General features: G+C 62.3%; 23 protein-coding genes and 2 pseudogenes. 9 read left to right on the forward strand and 16 right to left on the reverse strand.

Annotated features, from left to right (window positions below; translation table 11 throughout):
* Positions 1-849 carry a sugar phosphate isomerase/epimerase family protein gene (locus tag NKJ35_RS15680; protein ID WP_352479376.1) on the forward strand — a complete coding sequence of 283 codons (849 nt, stop codon included), beginning with the start codon at positions 1-3 and terminating at the stop codon, positions 847-849.
* 953 nt (positions 850-1,802) lie between these two features.
* On the opposite strand, the gene NKJ35_RS15685 is transcribed toward NKJ35_RS15680, so the two are convergent.
* Positions 1,803-2,339 carry a hypothetical protein gene (locus tag NKJ35_RS15685; protein ID WP_352648237.1) on the reverse strand — a complete coding sequence of 179 codons (537 nt, stop codon included), beginning with the start codon at positions 2,337-2,339 and terminating at the stop codon, positions 1,803-1,805.
* A gap of 79 nt (positions 2,340-2,418) precedes the next feature.
* On the opposite strand from NKJ35_RS15685, the gene NKJ35_RS15690 reads away from it, so the two are divergent.
* The 4 genes from NKJ35_RS15690 to NKJ35_RS15705 all read left to right on the forward strand — a co-directional run bounded on the left by NKJ35_RS15690 (position 2,419) and on the right by NKJ35_RS15705 (position 4,898).
* Complete coding sequence (locus NKJ35_RS15690; RefSeq protein WP_352648240.1) at positions 2,419-2,724, forward strand: DUF982 domain-containing protein; 306 nt, start codon at positions 2,419-2,421, stop codon at positions 2,722-2,724.
* Positions 2,725-2,745: 21 nt separating this feature from the next.
* Positions 2,746-3,030 (forward strand): DUF982 domain-containing protein, encoded by a 285-nt coding sequence (locus NKJ35_RS15695; protein WP_352648242.1) that lies wholly within the window; start codon positions 2,746-2,748, stop codon positions 3,028-3,030.
* Between the two features lie 352 nt (positions 3,031-3,382).
* On the forward strand, positions 3,383-4,021 hold the full coding sequence (locus NKJ35_RS15700) for a DUF1326 domain-containing protein (protein WP_352648244.1): 639 nt from the start codon (positions 3,383-3,385) through the stop codon (positions 4,019-4,021).
* Positions 4,022-4,025: 4 nt separating this feature from the next.
* Positions 4,026-4,898, forward strand: a complete 873-nt coding sequence (locus NKJ35_RS15705) for a DUF2182 domain-containing protein (RefSeq protein ID WP_352648247.1) — start codon at positions 4,026-4,028, stop codon at positions 4,896-4,898.
* 5 nt (positions 4,899-4,903) lie between these two features.
* On the opposite strand, the pseudogene NKJ35_RS15710 reads toward NKJ35_RS15705, so the two are convergent.
* Positions 4,904-5,090, reverse strand: a pseudogene (locus tag NKJ35_RS15710) (multicopper oxidase domain-containing protein); the annotation flags it as partial.
* A 116-nt stretch (positions 5,091-5,206) separates the two neighbouring features.
* Positions 5,207-5,851, reverse strand: a complete 645-nt coding sequence (locus tag NKJ35_RS15715; RefSeq protein WP_352648250.1) for a TetR/AcrR family transcriptional regulator — start codon at positions 5,849-5,851, stop codon at positions 5,207-5,209.
* A 21-nt stretch (positions 5,852-5,872) separates the two neighbouring features.
* On the opposite strand from NKJ35_RS15715, the gene NKJ35_RS15720 reads away from it, so the two are divergent.
* The gene (locus NKJ35_RS15720) at positions 5,873-6,829 is read left to right on the forward strand and encodes a class I SAM-dependent methyltransferase (RefSeq protein WP_352648252.1); all 957 of its coding nucleotides are present in this window, start codon (positions 5,873-5,875) and stop codon (positions 6,827-6,829) included.
* A 489-nt stretch (positions 6,830-7,318) separates the two neighbouring features.
* Here the strand turns inward: NKJ35_RS15720 and NKJ35_RS15725 are convergent, their stop codons facing one another.
* The 8 genes from NKJ35_RS15725 to NKJ35_RS15760 form a co-directional block, all read right to left on the reverse strand.
* Complete coding sequence (locus NKJ35_RS15725) at positions 7,319-7,873, reverse strand: hypothetical protein (RefSeq protein WP_352648255.1); 555 nt, start codon at positions 7,871-7,873, stop codon at positions 7,319-7,321.
* Positions 7,870-8,658, reverse strand: a complete 789-nt coding sequence (locus NKJ35_RS15730) for a DsbA family protein (RefSeq protein WP_352648257.1) — start codon at positions 8,656-8,658, stop codon at positions 7,870-7,872. Before NKJ35_RS15730 ends, NKJ35_RS15725 begins: the two co-directional genes overlap by 4 nt.
* A gap of 44 nt (positions 8,659-8,702) precedes the next feature.
* On the reverse strand, positions 8,703-9,455 hold the full coding sequence (locus tag NKJ35_RS15735) for an SCO family protein (RefSeq protein WP_502904641.1): 753 nt from the start codon (positions 9,453-9,455) through the stop codon (positions 8,703-8,705).
* Positions 9,455-10,003 (reverse strand): TlpA family protein disulfide reductase, encoded by a 549-nt coding sequence (locus NKJ35_RS15740; protein ID WP_352648259.1) that lies wholly within the window; start codon positions 10,001-10,003, stop codon positions 9,455-9,457. The genes NKJ35_RS15735 and NKJ35_RS15740 overlap by 1 nt, the downstream gene beginning before the upstream one ends.
* A gap of 7 nt (positions 10,004-10,010) precedes the next feature.
* Positions 10,011-10,451, reverse strand: coding sequence for a DUF411 domain-containing protein (locus NKJ35_RS15745; protein ID WP_352509011.1), 441 nt, complete (start codon positions 10,449-10,451; stop codon positions 10,011-10,013).
* 28 nt (positions 10,452-10,479) lie between these two features.
* Positions 10,480-11,916, reverse strand: a complete 1,437-nt coding sequence (locus tag NKJ35_RS15750; RefSeq protein WP_352648261.1) for a multicopper oxidase family protein — start codon at positions 11,914-11,916, stop codon at positions 10,480-10,482.
* A 139-nt stretch (positions 11,917-12,055) separates the two neighbouring features.
* A complete protein-coding gene (locus tag NKJ35_RS15755; RefSeq protein WP_352648263.1) occupies positions 12,056-12,442 on the reverse strand; it encodes a hypothetical protein in 387 nt (128 codons plus the stop codon).
* Between the two features lie 136 nt (positions 12,443-12,578).
* Entirely contained in the window at positions 12,579-13,247 is a 669-nt protein-coding gene (locus tag NKJ35_RS15760) for an ArsR/SmtB family transcription factor (RefSeq protein WP_352648338.1), read from the reverse strand.
* Between the two features lie 70 nt (positions 13,248-13,317).
* Here NKJ35_RS15760 and NKJ35_RS15765 point away from each other — a divergent pair, with 70 nt between their 5' ends.
* Both NKJ35_RS15765 and NKJ35_RS15770 read left to right on the forward strand, forming a co-directional pair.
* Positions 13,318-14,055: an MBL fold metallo-hydrolase gene (locus NKJ35_RS15765; protein WP_352648265.1), complete on the forward strand. Its 738-nt coding sequence runs from the start codon at positions 13,318-13,320 to the stop codon at positions 14,053-14,055.
* Positions 14,056-14,103: 48 nt separating this feature from the next.
* Entirely contained in the window at positions 14,104-15,324 is a 1,221-nt protein-coding gene (locus NKJ35_RS15770) for an MFS transporter (RefSeq protein ID WP_352648267.1), read from the forward strand.
* A 72-nt stretch (positions 15,325-15,396) separates the two neighbouring features.
* On the opposite strand, the gene NKJ35_RS15775 is transcribed toward NKJ35_RS15770, so the two are convergent.
* Together NKJ35_RS15775 and NKJ35_RS15780 are read right to left on the reverse strand one after the other, a co-directional pair.
* Positions 15,397-15,591 carry a hypothetical protein gene (locus NKJ35_RS15775; protein ID WP_254819356.1) on the reverse strand — a complete coding sequence of 65 codons (195 nt, stop codon included), beginning with the start codon at positions 15,589-15,591 and terminating at the stop codon, positions 15,397-15,399.
* Positions 15,592-15,752: 161 nt separating this feature from the next.
* Positions 15,753-16,009: pseudogene (locus NKJ35_RS15780) on the reverse strand (KUP/HAK/KT family potassium transporter); the annotation flags it as partial.
* A gap of 123 nt (positions 16,010-16,132) precedes the next feature.
* Between NKJ35_RS15780 and NKJ35_RS15785 the strand changes: the two are divergent.
* A complete protein-coding gene (locus NKJ35_RS15785; protein WP_352648270.1) occupies positions 16,133-16,777 on the forward strand; it encodes a hypothetical protein in 645 nt (214 codons plus the stop codon).
* Between the two features lie 161 nt (positions 16,778-16,938).
* On the opposite strand, the gene NKJ35_RS15790 is transcribed toward NKJ35_RS15785, so the two are convergent.
* The 3 genes from NKJ35_RS15790 to NKJ35_RS15800 are packed head-to-tail and all read right to left on the reverse strand — an operon-like array spanning position 16,939 to position 20,467.
* Positions 16,939-17,850: an ABC transporter permease gene (locus NKJ35_RS15790; RefSeq protein ID WP_352479351.1), complete on the reverse strand. Its 912-nt coding sequence runs from the start codon at positions 17,848-17,850 to the stop codon at positions 16,939-16,941.
* Entirely contained in the window at positions 17,847-18,947 is a 1,101-nt protein-coding gene (locus NKJ35_RS15795; RefSeq protein WP_352479350.1) for an ABC transporter permease, read from the reverse strand. The genes NKJ35_RS15790 and NKJ35_RS15795 overlap by 4 nt, the downstream gene beginning before the upstream one ends.
* Positions 18,944-20,467, reverse strand: a complete 1,524-nt coding sequence (locus tag NKJ35_RS15800) for an ABC transporter ATP-binding protein (protein WP_352648341.1) — start codon at positions 20,465-20,467, stop codon at positions 18,944-18,946. The genes NKJ35_RS15795 and NKJ35_RS15800 overlap by 4 nt, the downstream gene beginning before the upstream one ends.
* Between the last annotated feature and the right edge of the window lies 1 nt (position 20,468).

The following is a 20,468-nucleotide window of genomic DNA, read 5'->3' on the forward strand; positions in this document are numbered from 1 at the left end:
ATGCATGGTTTTGGGGTCCACACCTCGATGTGGACGATGAACTGGGATCGGGCCGGCGCAGAGAAGGCGATCGCCGCTTCTGTCAAATACGGCATGGACTTTATCGAGATCGCGCTACTGAACGCGCCGGCGGTCGATGCCGCGCATACGCGCGCCTTGCTCGAAAAGCACAATCTTCCAGCTGTTTGTTCGCTTGGCCTGCCGGAGCGGGCCTGGGCCTCGGTGCGGCCGGATGCCGCTATCGAACATCTCGAAGTGGCGATCGACAAGACTGCAGAGATGGGCGCGCTGGCGCTTTCCGGCGTGATTTTCGGCGGTATTGGCGAACGCACCGGCCTGCCCCCCACCGAAAAGGAATACGACAACATCGCGCATGTGCTGACGGTCGCCGCCAAGCATGCCAAGATCCGGGGCATAGAGCTCGGAATCGAGGCGGTGAATCGCTACGAGAACCACCTTATAAATACTGGCGCGCAGGCCGTCTGGATGCTCGAGAAAGTCGGCGCCGACAACATCTTTGTTCATCTCGACACCTACCACATGAACATCGAGGAGAAAGGGGCCGCCAATGGTATTCTGGCCGCTCGCGATCACCTGAAGTATATTCACTTGTCAGAGAGCGATCGCGGCACCCCGGGCACCGGCAACTGCCCCTGGGACGAGATCTACGCAACGCTCGCGGCGATCGGCTTCAAGGGCGGACTTGCCATGGAAAGCTTCATCAACATGCCGCCGGAAGTCTCCTACGGCCTCTCCGTCTGGCGGCCAGTCGCGAAGGACGAGGCCGAAGTGATGGGCAATGGCTTGCCATTCCTGCGCAACAAGGCTCGCCAATACGGTCTGATCTGACCCAATGGATACGGGCTGGAGGCGGACGGCGCGAAGAACGCCGGTTTTATCCGGCGAATGGCAAAGGGGCCGGACGTTCAATCTCTGGACCCGAAAATGGCCGTGACGGCGCACGCCATGCCACCATCGCCAAGTGCTCGACATCGTGAAGCCCGCGGGATCGGTCCGGTCCGGACGCGCCAGCGATGGCGGACGATCTCATTCCGAAGCTGAAATGCGCCAAATTCGGCGGCAAGCGTGTTGGACTGATCTATACGCCCGACACCAGCCAGAGCGCATACGGCAAGGCATAGCGCGGGCGATGAACCTAAGGTCGAAGGCGCCGGCCGCTTCCAGCGCGCGTGCACTAGGCTTGCGTGGTGGGCAGGTCGCCGCGGCTCCGCTGGGGCGTTAGCGATTAGGCGTTTTCTTTCGCCAGGGCTTCGACACGCTTCCTTGCAACCTTCTCGCAACCGGGTGCGGGCCCTCTTCGATCGTCTGGATAGGCCGCAAGCAGCCAGGAACTACGAGAAAGGTCAGCGTTACGTTAACCACTTCGTCGTCTTACATAGGGTGTGGCTTTCTCGTTCGTTACCTATGGAAGACGACCAATCTAGATTCCGTTGTCACCCCGAGCCGTCCGGCCACGTGGACGGTGTGGGATGAAGTCGACAATGCCCCGGCAAGCTTAGGAGGCTGCTCACTTGTCGGTCGGACATGGCAGCGCGCCAAAGTGGCCTGCGACTTGCTGAGGCGCATTTATGACAATCGGCTGGAGGCTCGATCTCATGCGAGAAAGCCATTTTCCGAGCCTTTTGACCGTGTCGAGGACCTCATATCATCCATCCGCAAGAGCCGTAGTTTCGTCAAAAAAGACCAGCACACAGAGCGCGGGTTTTAGTCAACGATATTTCCGCAGTGCCTACATCTCATTATTTTCGATGATGCCGGCTTCGCCTTGGGCAGGTGTCGCCTCACCAGTTTTCCGGCCACAAACTAGCAGCAGCGTTGGGCGGCGGAACCATACGGAAAGGTACGGGAAGACTTCTGATTTTGGCCCACGAAAAACTCAACAAAATCAACGATTTTAAGCCGTCCTCCGGGCCCACCATTTGGCTCCTGCTGCCATTGCCCGCCGGTTCGCAGGAAAGCTCGGCCTCGAGCTCCGGCAGCGGCGGCAATTCGACCACAACCGGCTGGCTGCACACCTTGCTTTTGTCTGTCTTGCACGGCTTGATCCGGATCCACTTCTCCACGGGTCGGACTGCCCAGTGCGGCAAAAGGGCGGCTGCGGCGTGAAAATAGGACAGGAGAAGAGGCCGATCTCGTCCGCGTTCTGCGCAGAGGGTGAGCGTGTGCCATAGACCAAGCGAGTGACGTTCGTTCAACCCACCGGCTGGACCGAGCGGGCCGTCGCCTGAGTAGCGCTCACCGTGTCCGTCGTAACGGACGACTTTTGTCTGATAGCGCACTGGCTTCATGCGGTCTTGACGTCGAAAATCGGCCTTCACATATTTCCCGCAGGTCGCTGCCGATTGCTGGGGCGACCATCCTCAACCACCTGAAATCGTTCAAAGATTGGAGGTTTCGATGAGCGAGAGAACATTTGAGAGTCCCGTGTTCGTGAGAGCCGCGGAAGGTCTCATTCAAGAGATCGCCTGTCTTGAGGATGCTTTCGATTTTCTCGACGAATGGCCGAAGCATCGGCGAGGCGTGATCTACGAAACGGCAAAGCGCGCGTGTCACCGCGCCTACGACGGTCTCATACCGTTAATAGTCGCGCGGGATGCGTTCGCCGGCTTTGCCCGCTCCGTGAAGATCCTCGAGGACGTCGCAACGGCGATGCCTTGGGTGGCGGCCGCACAGTCGGGCGAGACGGGCGGCGTTGCCGCCTGACCGTTTCGGAGGGAGGAAATCATGCTTTCTCAGCCCTTCGAAAAGCCCGTTCGCGTCTGGGTCGGACTCGGGTTCCCGAGGCAGCTGAATTCGATCGTGGATGCCTACCAGTTCGTCACTGACTGGTGCGGGAACAGCCCTGAACAAAGGGCTGCGATCCGCGCCTGTAAAGCCGCATTGGTCGGCGAGATCGACGCGGAGACGGCGCGCGGCGTTCTCGTGCAGTTCGCCAGGAAGAAAGACATCCTGGTCGAAGACGGAATGATGCCGCCGGTCACCACTACCGGGCAGCTTCTGCAGGCTTGATCCGCGGGCGGTTTCAGAGGCGGTGGCCATCGGGCCGCCGCCCAAAAGGTGCGCCGTGCGAAACACCCACGTCGATGCGCCGGCAAAGCTTGCTGGCGGTTTCTATGTGCACCGCACTCCACTGGGTTAGGCGGTGAGCAAGGTTAAGATCACAAGCTGTCAGACGTTGCGCCTGTTTCGCTGACTAGATGGGGTAACGGACCGCCAAAAAGCCGCGCGCGGAGCGCGCCACTCAAGCGCCGTAGCAAAGTGAGCCGCCCGCTTAGCGGCCCATTACCCCGCCTAGGTAAGACGTTTCGCCGCGAGCGCCGATGGAGTAATCTTGCCCCATCAGTTCTCGGGAGTAAGAGCCATGAACGCAGTTCCTCAATGGCGGCTCGCAGGCGACTGGTTCGACATCTGCAGCTGCGACATCCCTTGCCCTTGCGAATTTGCACAGCGGCCGACCGGCAATCACTGCCAGGGCGTGCTCGCCTGGCACGTGCGTGAGGGCCAATACGGCGACGTGAAGCTCGACGGCCTGACGCTGGTGGCGCTCGGCGAGTTCGAAGGCAATCTCTGGGCCGGCGAGGCAAAGGCCGTCATGGGCATGTACCTTGATGAGAAGGCCAACGAGAAGCAGCGCGAGGCGCTGCAGACCATCTTCGGCGGCCAGGCCGGCGGCTGGCCGGCGGGCTTTGCCGCCAACATTGGCGAACTGCGCGGCATGGAGTTTGTGCCGATCGCCTTCGAGGTGGCGGGCGACCTCGCCACCTGGCGGGTCGAGATCCCTGGCCGCGTCGTCGGGCGTGCGGAAGCGCTTTCGGGCCCGACCACCCCACCCGGCAAGCGCGTGCAGACGATCAACCCACCGGGCTCCGAGGTCGGTCCCGGCCAGGTTGCCACCTGGGGCCGTTCCGTCGAGGTCAGCATCAAGGGCTTCGGCCTCGACTGGACGGGCACTGCCCGCTCGAGCAAGCACATACCGTTCCAGTGGACCGGCCCGAGCTAAGGCGGTGGCAGACCCACGCGCCATCGGCCGGTTCTCCTTGCCGCCGCTTGTCACAAGGCTGGGCGGCGTGCCACTCGGCCTGCTTGCTTCCCTCGCGCTGCTGACGGCGGCAGCCTGGGCGGTCACGCTCTACCAAACCCTCAGCATGAACATGCCGATGGGCATTGCCGTGCGCGGCCGGATGGAAGGCGTGCAGGGTATGGCCGGCATGGCGATGGGCGGCATCGCCGCCGAGCCTTGGTCGATCGGCAACGCCGCCGTGTTTCTCGCGGTATGGACCGTGATGATGGCGGCGATGATGCTGCCTGCTGCTGCGCCGACGATCTTCATGTTCGCGTCGGCACAGTCAAGGCGCGAACGCCGCGTTGCAGTTCCGACCTGGATCTTCGTCGCCGGCTATATCCTCGTCTGGGCTGGAGCCGGCTTTCTAGTGTATGCGCTGGTCCAGCTCGGCAGCGATATCGCGATTAGCTTCGATCCGCCTCAGCGTTCGCGTTGGGCGCCGCTCGCGCTCGGCGCCACGCTCGCAGCGGCTGGGCTCTACCAGTTCACGGCGGCCAAGCACATCTGCCTCGGGCACTGCCGCTCGCCACTGGCCTTCATTGCCGAGCACTGGCGCGACGGGCGGATCGGCGCCCTTCGCATGGGGCTGCGGCACGGCCTGTACTGCCTCGGCTGCTGCTGGGCGCTGTTTGCCGTTCTGGTCGCGGCTGGTGTCATGAGCCTCGCCTGGATGCTGCTTTTGACGCTGGTCGTCTTCGTCGAGAAGCTGTTGCCGCGCGGCCACCGCTTCGAGGCGACGGTGGGGATCGCGTTGACAGCGCTCGGTATCGCGGTGGCGAGCGGCGCGGTGGCGATGCCATGGATGCCAGGGTAGCGCCGACGACGGCTCGGCCCGACATTAACGGTGTCGGCAAGGAAGCGGGCCGAAGGGAAAATCGTCTCTCCGTCGCGGGTGACCACCTCGAAGAGCCCGCCATGGATGTGCATGGGGTGGGATGAAGTCGTTGTTGGTGCCGATGAAACGCACTTTCAGGGTCTCGCCGACCTTCACGCGGATCGTCTCTGTCGCGAGCCGCTGGAGTGGAGCTTTCTCCATCGGCACTTTGGCAAGTCCAGCCCGATAAGTCCTCCTGGCGGCCGCTATCAGGCGCCACGTCTGCCGCCGCCAAGGCCAATCCCGTTTTACGAATCGGAGCCTGATATATCCCAGGCGCCGACACCGTTTCCCGCCATTCCCTGGAACAGATCATCCGCTTGCGCCGGTGAAAGGTTCGTGTCGGTGGCGACCCACCAGGTGAGGACCGCAAGAAATGCGCCGGCGATGAACTGGACGGCGAATTCGACGGGCACTCCACCTCCACCGACCCGCTTTTCGACAAGTTCTGCTCGGACAGCGCGCCGAATACGCTCGCGCAATTCGTCATGGATCGTGTCGCCGCTGCTCGCAAGCAGCGCGTGGTGAAGCGACCGGAACGCAAATGCGTGTTCGAACATGGGAAGGCTAAATGCAAACAGGCGAGCACCAATCTCCTGACTTGCCGACATGCGCCCACGGCTTAGCGACCCCAGATGCGCCTCGATGGTCGCGCTGCGTAGAGCATCCTTGTCTGCGTAGTGGGTATAGAAGGTCGACCTGCCGACATTTGCTCTCTGGCAAATGTCGTCGACCGTGATGGCCGCATATGCGTGCTCCGGGATCAGGGCAATAAGCGCATCCTGCAGCAGCGCGCGCGTCCGCGCGACGCGGCGATCGATGGTATTTGAGTCGCTCGTTCGGTCGATTTTTATGGTCATCGCCACGTTCGGCGCCTGCTTCTGGACATTCAAAGGTCTGGTGTCCGGAATCTCATGCTGGACATTGTGTCCAGTATGATACGCCAAGTCCAGAAGCTCAAATCGTATATTGGACAGGCCGCAACGGAAGGTCGCCGACATGCACTTATCTGGTCACCGCGCCGGCAACGGACGGCATTCGCGCAAGGGCGTGATCGCGATGGCCCTGCTTGCCAAACTGTCGCTCGTCGCCAGCTTCCTCTTACTGGCCAATTTTGGCATGGGCTACATCGGCGCCGGCGCCTGGGTGGCGGCATTCCACGGCCTTACCCTAGCAGCAATCGCGATCGTATTGCTCTGGGGCTTCCTTTCTCGCATAGGCCTCGGCGGAAAACGCACGGCGCGAGCGACAGGGGGATCGGCATCGTCCTGCACCGGGCGGCGGGCTATGACTGGCTTGCGCGCGTTCTGACCTTCGGTCGCGAGGGGCGGTTTCGCGAGCACATGCTTCGCTTGGCGAAGCTCCGGCCCGGCGAAGCGGTGCTTGATGTCGCCTGCGGAACGGGAACCCTTGCGATTGCCGCGAAGCGGCTAGTGGGTTCTGATGGAAGCGTCACGGGCGTCGATGCATCGGCTGAAATGATCGAGAGGGCGCGCGCCAAGGCCAAAAGGTCTGGCCTCGATCTGACTTTCGTCAATGGGACGGCGCAGAAGCTTCCCTTCAAGGACGCACGGTTCGACATTGTGATCGGCACGCTGATGCTGCATCATCTGTCGAAGCCCGTTCGATCGGCCTTCGTCCGCGAGGCAGCACGCGTCTTGAAGCCCGCTGGCCGGCTGTTGCTTATCGATTTCGGCAGGCCGGTACGCAAGTCCAGATTGCCGAGATTTCATCGACATGGTCACGTGGACATGAATGGGATCGCCTCGTTGTTGACCGAGAGCGGATTTAAGGTCAGCGACGTCGGCGCCGTTGGAACCAAGAACCTGAACTATGTTCGCGCGACGACGGACAAGGTCCGATCAGCGTGACCGAGGCATGCGACAGCCGCCAGACTTAAGCGTCGCCCCGAAAAGTCACGCGACATGCAGCCCGGGCCTCGAAGGCGTAGCAGTCTGGCGGGTCGTGCGAACTGAGCGCCGGCCTTGCCGACTCGTGGCAGGGTCGTCGACGTGGGTCGTAACGGCAAGCCCCTGATCCGCATGTCGTTGCTGATCTCGGCCGAAGCCCGCCTCGGCGGCCAACGCCTCGGCGCTTCAATCGGTCAGTGTTGTAGATATTTGACGAGCGCCGCGATTGCGAGCACGAGGGCGACCAACACCAGGATCCAGATGAGGCCCATCCCGCCCATCAACCACATGCCCCCTGACCCATCCATCATGGAAATCATCCTGTGGCGCGAAGGCTGAGTTCGCCGCCCACGATTGGCGAGTGCAAGCTAAGTTAAGTCGCCGGCAACCTCCGTCAAGACAACGGTGATTCCGGTTACAGAACGGGGAAAGATGCATACTCCGGCAATTCTACATTCCCCCGCCGCAGCCGTCGGACAGGTCCCATACGTTCACAATTTGCCTGCCGTCAAAGCCGTGTTCGTGGATCAGGTATTTCGCCAGTCCGCCATACACTCTCCAGCGCCAGCATGGGCAGCAGCAGGGGCCCTTCTCCTCGGAATTGGCCATCGCGTAATCGTAGGCCTTCTGCTCGTCCCCGGTGAGCTTCAGATCGTAGTAAGGCAGCGTCTGCTGCGCGGTCGCCGCCGGTATGTCGTACGGGTCGCTGGGGATCATCGGGATGGCGCGATATTGGGTAAGCCCATTTACCTGCTCGCGATAGCGTTTCAGTTCCATCGGGCTGCAGCACGAGCCCTTGATGCGCGCCATCGCGGGCATGGTCGCGATCGACTCGGTAAACTTGGCCGAGCAGGTGCTGTTGCCGCTCTCGCTGAGATCTTTGAAACGTTTGGTCAATTCGGGATCGTCGGCAGCGATTGCCAAATCCGGTCCGAGAAAGCCTGCAGCCGTGGCGGCGCCGAAGACGCCGAGAATGACCGTGCGTCGATTTGGGGTCCTTGTCATTTGCCGCTCCTTGCCTGCTCGATGAGCTTCTTCAGCGTCGCAAGATCGGTGGCGCCGGGAAAAATCTGGTCGCCGGCGATAAATCCCGGCGTTCCCGTTATTCTCAGCGCCTGGGCCAGTTCCATGTTGCGGTCGATCAGCGCCTGGATGTCCGGCTGCCGCATATCGCCCTTCATGCGCTCGACGTCCAGCCCGGCCTCGGCGGCGATCTTGACGACGGCCGCCTCGGTCACCCTTGTCTTGGACCCATAGAGCGCCTTGTGAAACGCTGTGTATTTGCCCTGCTTGTCGGCGGCGAGCGCCGCCTTGGCCGCGAACACCGAATCTGGGCCGAGGATGGGGAATTCCTTGTAGACGATCCGGAGTTGCGGATCGTCGGCCGCAGCCTGTTCCATGACCGGCGCCATCTGCTTGCAATAGGGGCAATTATAGTCGAAGAACTCGACCAGGGTAACGTTGCCCTCGGCGTTGCCGCCGACTGGACTTTGCTTGTCACGGAAGATGTCGTCCGCGCGCGCCTTGAGCACCTGCCTGGCCTGGGCTGCATCTGCTTCACGCTGGCGCTGGTCCAGGCTTTTCAGCGCCTGCACGAGAACCTCCGGATGCGCCAGGATATAGTCGTGTATCCGCTGGTCGAACTGATCCTGGGACATCTCGCCTGCAGCATTCGCCTGTATGGCTTGAAAGCCCGGATTGAGCAGGAACCATCCTGTCAGGCCGGCAAAGAGCAGGGCGCGGGCGATGCCGCTGCAATACCTGCCTGCATCTCTTGGCTTGGTGAACATGCGCGTCTCCCTTTCTTGTCGTCGAGAATGTCAGTGCCTCTCCGTCAAAAGAGGCCCTTCAATTTTGCCAGCCAGCCTTCGTCCCGTTCGTGGTGCGTGCGCTCGACATTGTTGGTGAGCGCGTTGACGAAGGTGACGAGATTGACGGGCGCGAAGTTCAGGCCGTGGAAATTCGCCCGCCAGCGGCCCTCCTTGTCGATCACATGCGTGACGATCCCGTGCATCTGGTAGCCATCATTGGTCACGCTGAATTTGTGACCGAAGGCTTCCGCCAGATTGCGGGTCATATCCTCCGGCTGGCCCGGGGCAGTGGTCAGGAACAGCCAGTTGACAGGGTCGAGCCCATGCGCCGGTCCATAGGCATTGAGCGCATCGGGCTTGTCCTTTGTGGGGTCGGTGGTGATCGTCACGAAGGTGACCTGATCCTTCATCGGCGTGCTATTCACCATCTTCTGGATCTCGGCGATCTTCTCGGCATGCAGCGGGCAGACGTCCGGGCACGATGTGTAGATGAAATGGAGGACGACGACCTTGCCGATGAGGTCGGCCGGCCGCACGATGCGACCGTCGGCGGTGCGCAGCGTGAAATCGGGCGTTGGCCTGTCTATCTGCTGGAAATATTTCTCGTCGTTCTGCAGCATGGCGTCGACTTCGTCCATTGAATGCGCCCGCGCTCCATGCGTGAAGCCGGTGATCAGCGCGGTGAAGACGATCAGGCCGCACAACAGACGCATCCATTCGTTCCAAGCGGATGAAACGTCCCGAACCGTCGGCTCGTCCCGGTTTCTGGCAAGCATCAGCCTTTTCCTTTCGGGCTAGCGGCAATACGGCTGCGGATGAAATCGACCATGTCGGGAGAATCCCATTCAGCCGGCCCGATCAGCCGGCCGATCTCCTTGCCGTCGCGGTTGATAAGCACGGTCATCGGCAGGCCCACCGCGCCGAGCGTGAACATGACTTTGGCCGAGGTATCGATGTTCAGCGCAAGGTGTGTAACGCCGGTCTCGGCGAAGAATTTCTTCACGGCGTCGGGACCCTTCCGGTCCATCGACAGCGCGACGACCTCGAAATCCGGTCCGCCGAGCTTGGCCTGCAGCCGGTCAAGCATCGGCATTTCCTTGCGGCAGGGCGCGCACCATGTCGCCCAGATGTTGAGCAGAACCACCTTACCGGAGAAATCGGCGAGCGTTTTCGGCTTGCCGGTGCCGTCCTCGAAGCTGATTTCCGGCACGGCGGCGGGCGTATCGAGCAGTGTGAAGTTCTCAGGTGCCCCCGCTGCCACGGAGGGCGGCGGAAACGCCAGCAACGAGCAGACAAGGAAGATAGCCCATCTGCACTTGATCACGGTGCGCTCACTCGGTCGCATAGACGGTCGGCGCCTTGCCGTCCTTGGTGAAGGCGTAGATCGTCCAGGTCTCGGACTTCTCGCCGCCCATGCCGGGCGCGCCTGCCGGCATGCCAGCCAGCGTGATGCCGCTAATAGCTGGCCGCTCGGTCAACAGCTTCTTGACGATTTCGACTGGCACAAGGCCGTCGACGACATAGCCGTCGACCATCAGTGTATGGCAGCCCTCAAGGTCCGCCGGCACGCCGGCATCGCTGCTGATTTGAGAGAGATTGTTGACCGGCTTGATATCGACCTTGAAGCCATTGTGCTCAAGATAGTTGGCGTAGGATTCACAGCAGCTGCATTGCGGGTTCTTGTACATGACGGCGTTGATCGTTGCGGCGAAGGCGGGCAGCGGCGTTGCGATCAGCAGGGACAGTGCGGCAAGGCGGTAGGTCAGTTTCATTGCAGTTCTCCTTGGTTGGATAAAACTTTCAGGTCACGCGGAACACGGTCATCAGACCGGCCATCTGGTGATCGGCGACATGGCAGTGCAGCATCCAGTCACCGGGATTGTCGGCAACGAAGGCGCATTCAATCGTGTCCTTGGGGGCGAGCAGCACCGTGTCCTGCCATTGCCGGTGCGGTACCGGCAAGCCGTTGCGCGAAAGCACCGACAGGCTGAAGCCGTGAACGTGCATGGGGTGCCACCAGGCGGTTTCGTTGCGCACAGTGAGGTGGCAAGTCACGCCGCGTTTGAGCGTAAACTGCGGCGCAATGCCGGCATCGCCATCGCCGGTCATCGACATGCTGTTGATTGCCCAGGCGGCGGCGCCGTTCATGCCGGGCATCGCCATGCCCATCATGCCGCCGACGCCGGCCAGCTTGCCGCCGCCCATCATGCCGCCTTGCAGGACGATCTCATGCCGTTCGGCCTTGGCCAGATCGGGGGCCGGCAGCGGATTTGCGGGCAGGCGACGCGGCGCATCGAGAAGATGATGGCGCAGCGGCGGCGCCTTGTCATAGGCAAGCGTTGTCAGCGTGTAGACGAGGCCGTCATAGAAGTCGTCGACCACCGCGTGCCTGCTGCCGGGACCACCCTGCATGTCGAGCATAATGTCGATGCGCATGGCCGGCGCCAGCACCAGGCGGCCGTCTTCCGGTTCATGCGGGTCGCAGGGCTGGCCGTCGACCGCGACGATCACCGGACGGTGACCCTCGAAGCGCAGCGCCACCATGCGGGCAAGGCAGGCATTGGCGAGCCGCAGTCTGACGCGCTCACCTGCCGTCACGCTCAGGTCGGCCGGCGCCGCGCCGTTGATGGTGACGGCATTGCCGACGCGGCCCGACATCGACGCATCCATCATGCTGCCGAAGCCGCCGGCGATCTGGCCGTCACTGGTGAGCCGCCAGTCCTGCAGCAGCCAGAGGAGATCGCGGTCGGCGGCGACGGGCTCCCGTTCCTCAACGATCAGCGGGCCGGCGAGTCCACGGCCGATCTGTACCAGGCTGTCGGCATGCGAATGGTACCAGAAGGTGCCGGCATCTGGCGGCGTGAACTCATAGACGAAGTTCTCGCCCGGTCCGATCGGCCTCTGGGTCAGGCCCGGCACGCCGTCCATGGCGTTCGGCAAACGGATGCCATGCCAATGAACGGTCGTGTCTTCGTCTAGTCCGTTCTCGACAGTGATGCGGACCGGCTGGCCCTGCCGCAGGCGCAATGTTGGGCCGGGGGTGGTGCCGCTATAGGTCCAGACTGCGGTAGACGGACCGTCGGCGCCATTGAGCAGCGCCTGGCCCGGGCCGACCTTGATCCGGCGCTCGTCCTCGGTCGAGGCGCGTGCAGGACGCAGCGAGCAGGACACGACAGCGCCCGCCGCCGCCGCAAAAAACCCGCGGCGCGATATCGAATGACTGAAATCGTATTTCACCCTGCTAGCCCTTTGCGATCTCGATCGATGGCGAGCCACTCGGCATCGAACTGGAATGCTGTATGCGCCCGCGCGCGCAACGATGCGCAACACAGGCGATCAGGCGCCGGGAATCAGCCGCGTCACGGCTGAAACGGCGTCAAGCGCTGAGTCGGGGAGGGTATGGGTCGGGTAGGGAACTTCGCCCCTGCAGCAACGGGGCAGCTTGCGTCGATGGCTGCTGCACGTGGAGAACTGCCGTCACCGCGAGGTCTTGCGGCAGCACCGCCAGCACCGGTGCGATGCAGGTCGGCGGACAATGCATCGGGTTGCCACTGTCGCCGATGTCTTTGAGGCACGCCTTGCAGTCGCCGTTCATGGAAGCACCGGCCAAAGTGCCTGTGGTGGCACCGGTGGGCATCGCCATAGCGTTCGCCATCTTGGCTGACATGACGCTGGCCTGAGCGGCAGACAGGCTGAACCCGGCGGTCAGGAAGACCGCTATTAGCATGACGAGGAGATGTTTTGGCGACAGCCGGGCCATCATCCGCCTAGGCTGGCCGCAAAATGCAGCTTTTGCAAGTCCCCGATGCTGCGACATCAAGACTTGCGCGATAAGCAGCGGTGATCGCGGAACTGGTGGCGTCATGTTGTTCGACCGAAAACTTTGGCTGCGGGACCACTCAGGCCGCTGCCTCAATTGGAAGGCCTGCGGCCTTCCAATCGGGATACCCGTCCTCGAGCCGGTGAGCGACATACCCTCGCGCCCGCAGTGCCGCGACAGCCTCGAACGAGAGAACGCAATAAGGGCCGCGGCAATAGGCAATGACCTCCCGGTTCGCGGGAAGTTCCGCCAGCCGGTTTTCAAGTTCAGCGAACGGGATGTTGAGCGCCCCCGGTAGATGTCCGAGCGCGAATTCGTCCTCCGACCGGACATCGAGAACCGTGACAAGGCCATCACGCAACCTTGAGACAAGCTCTTCACGCGACACAGCCTCCAAGGCGTCTCGAGCCTGGAAATAGTCGGTCATGACGCGGTTGACCTCGGCGACGTTCCGCTCACCCACGCGCCCCAGAGCCTTCATTAATTCAACCACCAGAACATCTCCTGCAAGGCGATAGAGCATATGCTTGCCCTGCCGCTCGGCTTCGACAAGTCGCGCGCGTCGAAGGATTTGAAGGTGGCGCGAGGCGTTGGCAAAGTTGAGGCTGGCCCGAGCCGCAAGTCCTTCGACGCTGCGTTCACCCTGTGCGAGGTGCTCCAGCAATTCCAGCCGGTGCGCATGCCCGAGCGCCTGAGCCACCTCTGCAAGGCTGGCGAAAATCGCCTGTTTTGGTCCAATGCTTGACACGACTGTTCCTCGGTGAAACATTCAGCAGAATAATTGAATATTACCGCAGGCGAGGTAGGGAGCGCAAGCCATGATCCTCCGTCAATTCCTCCATTCCGATCCCGTCGCCGCATCCTACCTGTTCGGATGTGGTGGAAAATCGGCCGCTGCGGTGGTCGATCCGGTCGGTGACATTGCGCCTTACCTTAGGGTCGCCGAGGCGACGGGCATGCGCATCCTCTATGTGGTCGACACGCACATCCATGCCGACCACATTTCCGTCGGGCGGGCGCTCGCTGCAGCGTCCGGCGCGGAATACCTGCTCTTCGAAGGCGCGGAGGCCGGGTTCCCGTTTCTGCGCGCCAAGGACGGTGACGTGCTCGAACTCGGCAATGTGACGATGGCCGTCATGCACACGCCCGGGCATACGCCTGAGCACATTTCGCTCCTGGTCACCGATCGGACACGCGCGAGCGAGCCGTGGTTCGTGCTGACAGGCCACACGCTGATGGTTGGCGATCTCGGGCGAACCGAACTGGCAACCGACGCCGAGGCCGGCGCGCGGACGCTGTTTTCCAGCGTGCGTCGTCTCAAGCAACTGCCGGATCACGTCGAGGTGCTGCCCGACGCATATTCCGGCTCGGTCTGCGGGCGCTCGCTCAGCGGCAAGCCGACATCGACGATTGGCTTCGAGAAGCGCTTCAACAAAGCATTCCGCATTGAGGACGAGGGCACCTTCGTCGCCACGATGGTCGCCGACATACCACCCCCGCCGCCGGATGCGGCGCGCAACCGAGCCACCAATGCCGGGTTGGTCGCCGCGGCCTGACCGATGGGCGTTTCGCGGTCAGCAGGCTCGACTGTCAGACTTGGGCTTATGGAAAACTGGCGGCAGTTTGCTCTCCTGATGCTGGTGAATGCTTTTGTCGGCGGCATGGTCGGGATCGAGCGAACGGTCGTGCCGCTCATCGGATCGGAAGAGTTCGGCATCACGTCGACGACACTTGTCGTCTCCTTCATCGTGAGCTTCGGCGTGGTCAAGGCGCTTGCCAATCTCGTCTCCGGCCAACTCGCCGATAGCTGGGGGCGCAAGCGCGTTCTCGTCCTCGGCTGGCTTGTCGGCTTGCCGGTTCCTTTCATGATCATCTGGGCTCCGAGCTGGGGATGGGTGATTGCGGCCAATGCACTGCTCGGCAGCAATCAGGGACTGGCCTGGTCGATGACTGTGGTCATGAAGGTCGATCTCGTCGGTCCGAAATCACGTGGCCTTGCAGTCGGCCTCAATGAATTTGCCGGCTATCTCGCCGTCGGCGTAACGGCATTCCTCACGGGCTATCTCGCTTCGCGATACGGCCTGCGCCCGGTGCCCATCTATCTCGGGATCGGCTACGCCATCGTCGGCACCGTATTGTCGGTGCTGCTAATCCGTGACACGCGCGACCACCTCCGGTTGGAAACATCCGCTCACGCAATGCAATCCGTGCCGATCAGTTTCCGGGAGGTGTTTGCGCTGACCTCGTTCCGGAACCGCAATCTGTTCGCGGCTTCGCAGGCCGGCCTCGTCAACAACCTCAACGACGGCATGAGCTGGGGTATTTTCCCATTGTTCTTCGTGTCCTTCGGACTTGGCATCGAGCGCATCGGCATCCTGAAGGCGGTCTATCCCGCAACATGGGGAATCCTGCAAGTCGTCACCGGCCCCTTGAGCGATCGCTGGGGCCGCAAGGGCCTGATCGTCGCCGGGATGTGGACCCAGGCCGGCGGTCTGTTTCTTACCGCCGCCACGGGCCGGTTCGAATGGTGGCTCATCGGCAGTCTTCTGCTCGGCCTTGGAACGGCAATGGTCTATCCAAGCCTGATCGCTGCCGTTTCCGACGCCTCGCATCCCAGCTGGCGCGCCCGCTCGCTCAGCGTCTATCGGTTCTGGCGCGATCTCGGCTACGCGATCGGCGCGCTCTCAGCAGGTCTCATCGCCGATCGCTTCGGGCTCTCGTCGGCGATAACATCGATTGCCGCATTGACGTTTGTCTCTGGCGCAATTGTTGCCATCGTGATGCAGGAGGCCGCCAAAGGTTCGCGCCAACCTTCCCGCAGATAGTCGATCGGGTATCGGCCTGATATCCGATGGCACTCACGGACTCGCTCACATTCATCCTACGTCACATTCATCCTACGGTACATTGGTGTTGCGCAACTGGCCATCATTGCCGGCCTGGCCGTTCGTGATCTGCGCTTCAGTCTCGTCGGCTATCTCGTTGCGGTGTTCTGCTTTGGGGTCGCCTCCAGCACCAGATTGCGAGCCTGCCGGCTCGGCAATCCTTAGCGTGTAGTATTCGATCGGAACGCCTCTCGTACCGACGCGCATCAGCTTGTTCCTCGCTAAAGGAACGTGTTCAGGCAGTATGCTCGCATGGGTTGGACAAATCCATATGATGTCGACGCGAGCCAATGCGCCTGTGGGCTCACGTTGGGTTGACGGATGGGCAGGTGCCAAGTCGGACCAGCGCCTACTATATATGCAGAAGCTTAGACAGCCACCTGGGTTCCGATCTCGACCACACGTCCGGTCGGAATCTTGCAATATTCAGTCGCATCAGCCGCCGTGCGCGCCAGCCCGGTGAACGGGTTGTCCTGCCAGACCGGCATGCCGGAATTGGGCGATGTCTTGAGCGAGCGCCGCGACAGGAAGAAGGATCTCGTGATGTCGAACTTCCAGCCTTCTTGCGGCAGATCGCCAGCGCGCGGGGGATGTTGGGCTGCTCCATATAGCCGAAGGTCAGCGTCCCGAAAAAACCTTGGTCAAGCAACGGGGTAGAGCCCTCCAATTTCTGGAGCAGGGAACTTGCTTCTTCACGGGAAACACCGGAGGAATGATGATCAACTGAGAATTGATTCGGAGCTTGTGCATGCGCGGGGTGCAAGCGGCTTTGGCTGCGCTGATTCTGACCGGTTCCCTCACTTCCGCCCTCGCCGACAACAGTTCTCCCTTAATCTATTTTGCAACCGAAGATCCTTTCGCTGCCGGTCAACCGACGAAGAACGACGTCTATGTTTTTGGGGGCGTCTTTGTGACCGGGTCCTTCGGGGATACTATCAACGTCTTCGGGGCCGACTATACGAACAATTACATGATCGGAGCTGCTTACGGCCGTGATTTCGCCGATGTTGGCGCCGGTTTTGTCCTTGGCGGTGTGACTGGGGCTGCCATAAGGTTTGGCGAGGACGACGATACGTCCGGAGAGCTTTGGGCCGGGATGCGGCTTCGCCACCAGGGCCTTGTCATCGGCGATCTGGCGATTGCGCCAGCGCTGACGGCCGGTGTCAGTGCCGTTACAGGCGTCACCGAGATCGAGCACGCCCGCGAAATCCATTACGATGGCGATGCATCCTTCCTTGGTTTTATCGGCGCGGAGCTTTCTTTCAGACTAAGGCAAGCTCCCAACGTCGAGCTTGTCTATCAACTCCATCACAGATCCGGCGCCGGTGGCACGTTTGGAAACATGGGAGAGGGTTCCAACGCGAATACTGTTGGAGTGCGTTATCGCTTCTAGCCGACGCCTGAATGGGTCGGGGCTGACATTCTGTGAAGGTGCGCCGGTGGCCGCCACCCGTAGGCGACGAGCGGGGCCGAGTAGGCGCGCTGGATGGCTTCAGAGCGCGGGCGCAATCCACCATTCTTCACGGGATCCTTGATGGGCCGTACCAAGCGACACTATCGTTCGAAAGGTTCTCCCAGCGAAGCCACGCCGTTGAGCTTGAGCAGACGGCGGTTCGAAGAGATGATGCCGAGCACGATTACGGTCACGAGATAAGGCAAGCTCGATAGAAGTTGCGAGGAAACGTCCAGCCCTGTTGCCTGGGCCGCGAGGCTTGCGAGGGACACGGCGCCGAAGAGGCACGCACCGAGGAAGATACGGCTGGCAAGCCAAGTGCCGAAGACGACGAGCGCAATCGCAATCCAGCCGCGCCCTGCGATCATGCCATCGGCCCAGAGCGGAGTGTAGACCACGGATGCGTAGGCACCGGCGAAACCTGCCAACGCGCCGCCGAAGGCGACCGCGGCGAAGCGCACGGCGATCACCGGATAGCCGAGCGCACGGGCCGCCTTGGGGTTCTCGCCGATGGCGCGGACGACGAGGCCGGTCTTGGTGTAGGCGAATATCGCCCAGATGGCGACGGTCGCGGCAAGCGAAAGCCACACGACAACGTCTTGGGCGAACAAGCCGCCGATCACCGGGATATCCGAAAGCCCGGGCAATGAAAGCTTCGGAAGCCCCTTAACCGTGAGGCTCTCATAGCTCTTGCCGAACAGCGCCGAGAGGCCTTGGCCGAGGATGCCTATGGCAAGGCCTACCGCAACCTGGTTTGCGCGAAATCCCAGCGCGATGACGGCAAAGACCAGGGAAAGAGCCGCGCTGGCGAGGCCCGCGGCGAGGAAACCGAGGAGATGCCCGCCGCCTTGATAGACGATAATGAAGGCGATGACGGCGCCGAGGGCCATCAGTCCCTCCACCCCGAGATTGAGGACGCCAGCCCGCTCGGCCACCAGTTCGCCGAGCGCCGCAAGGAGAAACGGCGTAGCCGCCGCCAACATCCCGGCGATGATGAACTCGACGGCGTTCATGACGTGCTTCCGTGGGCGGCATGGCGCCATTCGAGCCGGTAGCGGACGAAGGCGATGGCGACGAGATAGGCGAGCAGCAGGCTGCCCTGGAAAACCCTGACCGCAGCGACCGGCAGATTTGCCGAGACCATGGCGTTATCGCCGCCGATATAGAGGGCCGCCATGAGCAACGCGGAAAAGGTGATGCCGACCGGGTGAAGGCCACCGAGATAGGCCACGATGATGGCGGCATAGCCGTAGCCGGTCGAGATGGAGCGCTGCAGCTGGCCGAGCGGCCCGGCCACCTCGGCCGCTCCGGCGAGGCCTGCCGCGAAACCGCCGATGAGCAGGGAAAGCCAGATCGCCCGTCCTTCGTTGAAGCCGGCGTATCCGGCCGCGCGCGGCGCGAGGCCGCCGACCTGCAGCTTGAAGCCGGCGAAACTCCTCTGCATGAAGATCCAGGCCGCAAGGGAGAGCGCGCAGGCGATAAGCAGCGAGACGTTGACGCGGGTGCCGGGGATCAGGATCGGCACCATCGCGTCGGACTGGAACATCACCGATTGCGGGAAGTTGAAGCCGTTTGGGTCCTTCCAGGGGCCGAGAAGCAGGTAGTTGAGCAGTTGCGCGGCAACGAGCGCCAGCATGAGCGATACGAGAATCTCGTTTGCATTGAGCTTCACGCGCCAGAAGGCGGTGAGCGACGCCCACAGAGCGCCGCCCAGCGCACCGATGACAAGCATGGAGGGCCAGATCCATTGGCCCGTTGCCTCTGGGAACCAGATGGGAATGGCCGATGCGAAGATCGCGCCGAGGATGAACTGGCCCTCGGCGCCGATGTTGAAGACCTTTGCGCGAAAGCCGATCGCGAGCCCCTGCGCGATCAGCAGTAGCGGCGCGGTCTTAAGCAGGACTTCCGAGAAAGAGGCCCAGGACAGGAAGGGCTCCAGAAGCATCGCGTGGAAAACGGCTACCGGATCGCGGCCCATAAGGAGGTAGAGCCCGAGATTGAGAAGCGTCGCCAAGGCGAGCGCGACGGGCGGGGCGATCAGTTTGACGGGAAGCGAGGCATGCTCCCGGCGAACGAGAACAGGAAGGAGCGGCGCGGACAGAGCGCTCATGCAGGGACCTTTTTGGCCGTCGAATGCGCGCCGATCATGTAGCGGCCGATCTCCTCGGGTCTCGTGTCGCGCGTCACCAGCGGCGGGCTCAGCCGGCCTTGATGGAGCACCTGGATCGAATCGCAGAGTTCGAACAGTTCCTCCAGTTCCTCCGAGATGACGAGGATACCCATGCCTTGGTTGCGCAGGGCAATGAGGCGCCGGCGGATGGCGGACGCGGCGCCGATGTCGACGCCCCAGGTGGGTTGCGCCACGAACAGCAATTGCGGGGACAGCATGATCTCTCGGCCGACGATGAACTTTTGCAGATTGCCGCCCGAAAGCGAGCCGGCCTCCGCTTCCGAACCGGGCGTGCGCACGTCGTATTGCCGGATGCAGTCCTCGGTGAAAGCCTTCACCTGGTTCGTGTCGACGAGGCCGCGTTTCAACAGGCCGAACGGATGGGCGGTCAGAAGGCTGTTGAGGACAAGCGACATTTCCGGCACGGCGCCGCGGCCAAGCCGTTCCTCGGGAACGAAGGCGAAGCCCAGTCGGCGGCGGGCGGCCGCGTCGAGCGCGCCGACATCCTTTCCCATCATATAGATACGGTCGGACTGTTCGCGCGGCAGCACCGTTTCGCCTGAAATCAACGCTGCGAGTTCACTCTGCCCGTTGCCCGATATGCCCGCGATCCCGAGGATCTCGCCGGCCCGGACCGTCAGGCTGACGTCGGAAAGCGCCACCGCGAAGGGATCGTCCGGCCGATGGTCGAGGCCGACGATTTCGAGGCGCTTTTCGCCGCCGGAATGCGCGAGCGCCGGCATGGGCTGCGGCATGTCGCGGCCGATCATCATCCGGGCAAGGTCGTGCGCGTCGTGGTCGCGCGGGTCCACGCGGCCGGTGATGCGCCCGCCGCGCAGGATGGTCGCGCGGTCGCAGACCGCGCGGATCTCCTCCAGCTTGTGCGAGATGAACAGGATGGAGACGCCGCGGTCGCGCAGCCGCCGTAATGTCTCGAATAGCTTGTCCACCGATTGCGGGGGCAGGACGGAGGTCGGTTCATCGAGGATCAGGAGTTGGGGTTCGGTCATCAGGCAGCGGATGATTTCCACCCGCTGCCGCTCTCCGACAGAGAGCGCGTGCACATGGGCGAGCGGATCGACTTCGAGTCCGAACTCGCGGCCGAGCATGCGGATGCGATCCGCAAGATCCGATTTGCCCCTGGGCACGACCAGCCGGATGTTCTCCACCACCGTCAGCGTCTCGAACAAGGAGAAATGCTGGAAGACCATGCCGATCCCCTTGCGCCTCGCATCCGCCGGGGAAGCAAGGGCCAGGGGTTCCCCTTTCCAGGTCGCCATTCCGGCGTCCGGCTGCTCGACGCCATAGATCAGCTTCATCAGCGTCGACTTGCCCGCTCCGTTTTCCCCGAGGATCGCATGGATCGAGCACGGAGCCACATCCAGATCGATGTCTCTATTGGCATGGATTTGGCCGTAGCTCTTGGAGATGCCGCGCAGCGACAGGAGCGGGGTGGTCACG

This window comes from Mesorhizobium sp. M0136 (assembly GCF_040322515.1).
In the GTDB taxonomy this organism is placed as follows: Bacteria; Pseudomonadota; Alphaproteobacteria; order Rhizobiales; family Rhizobiaceae; genus Mesorhizobium.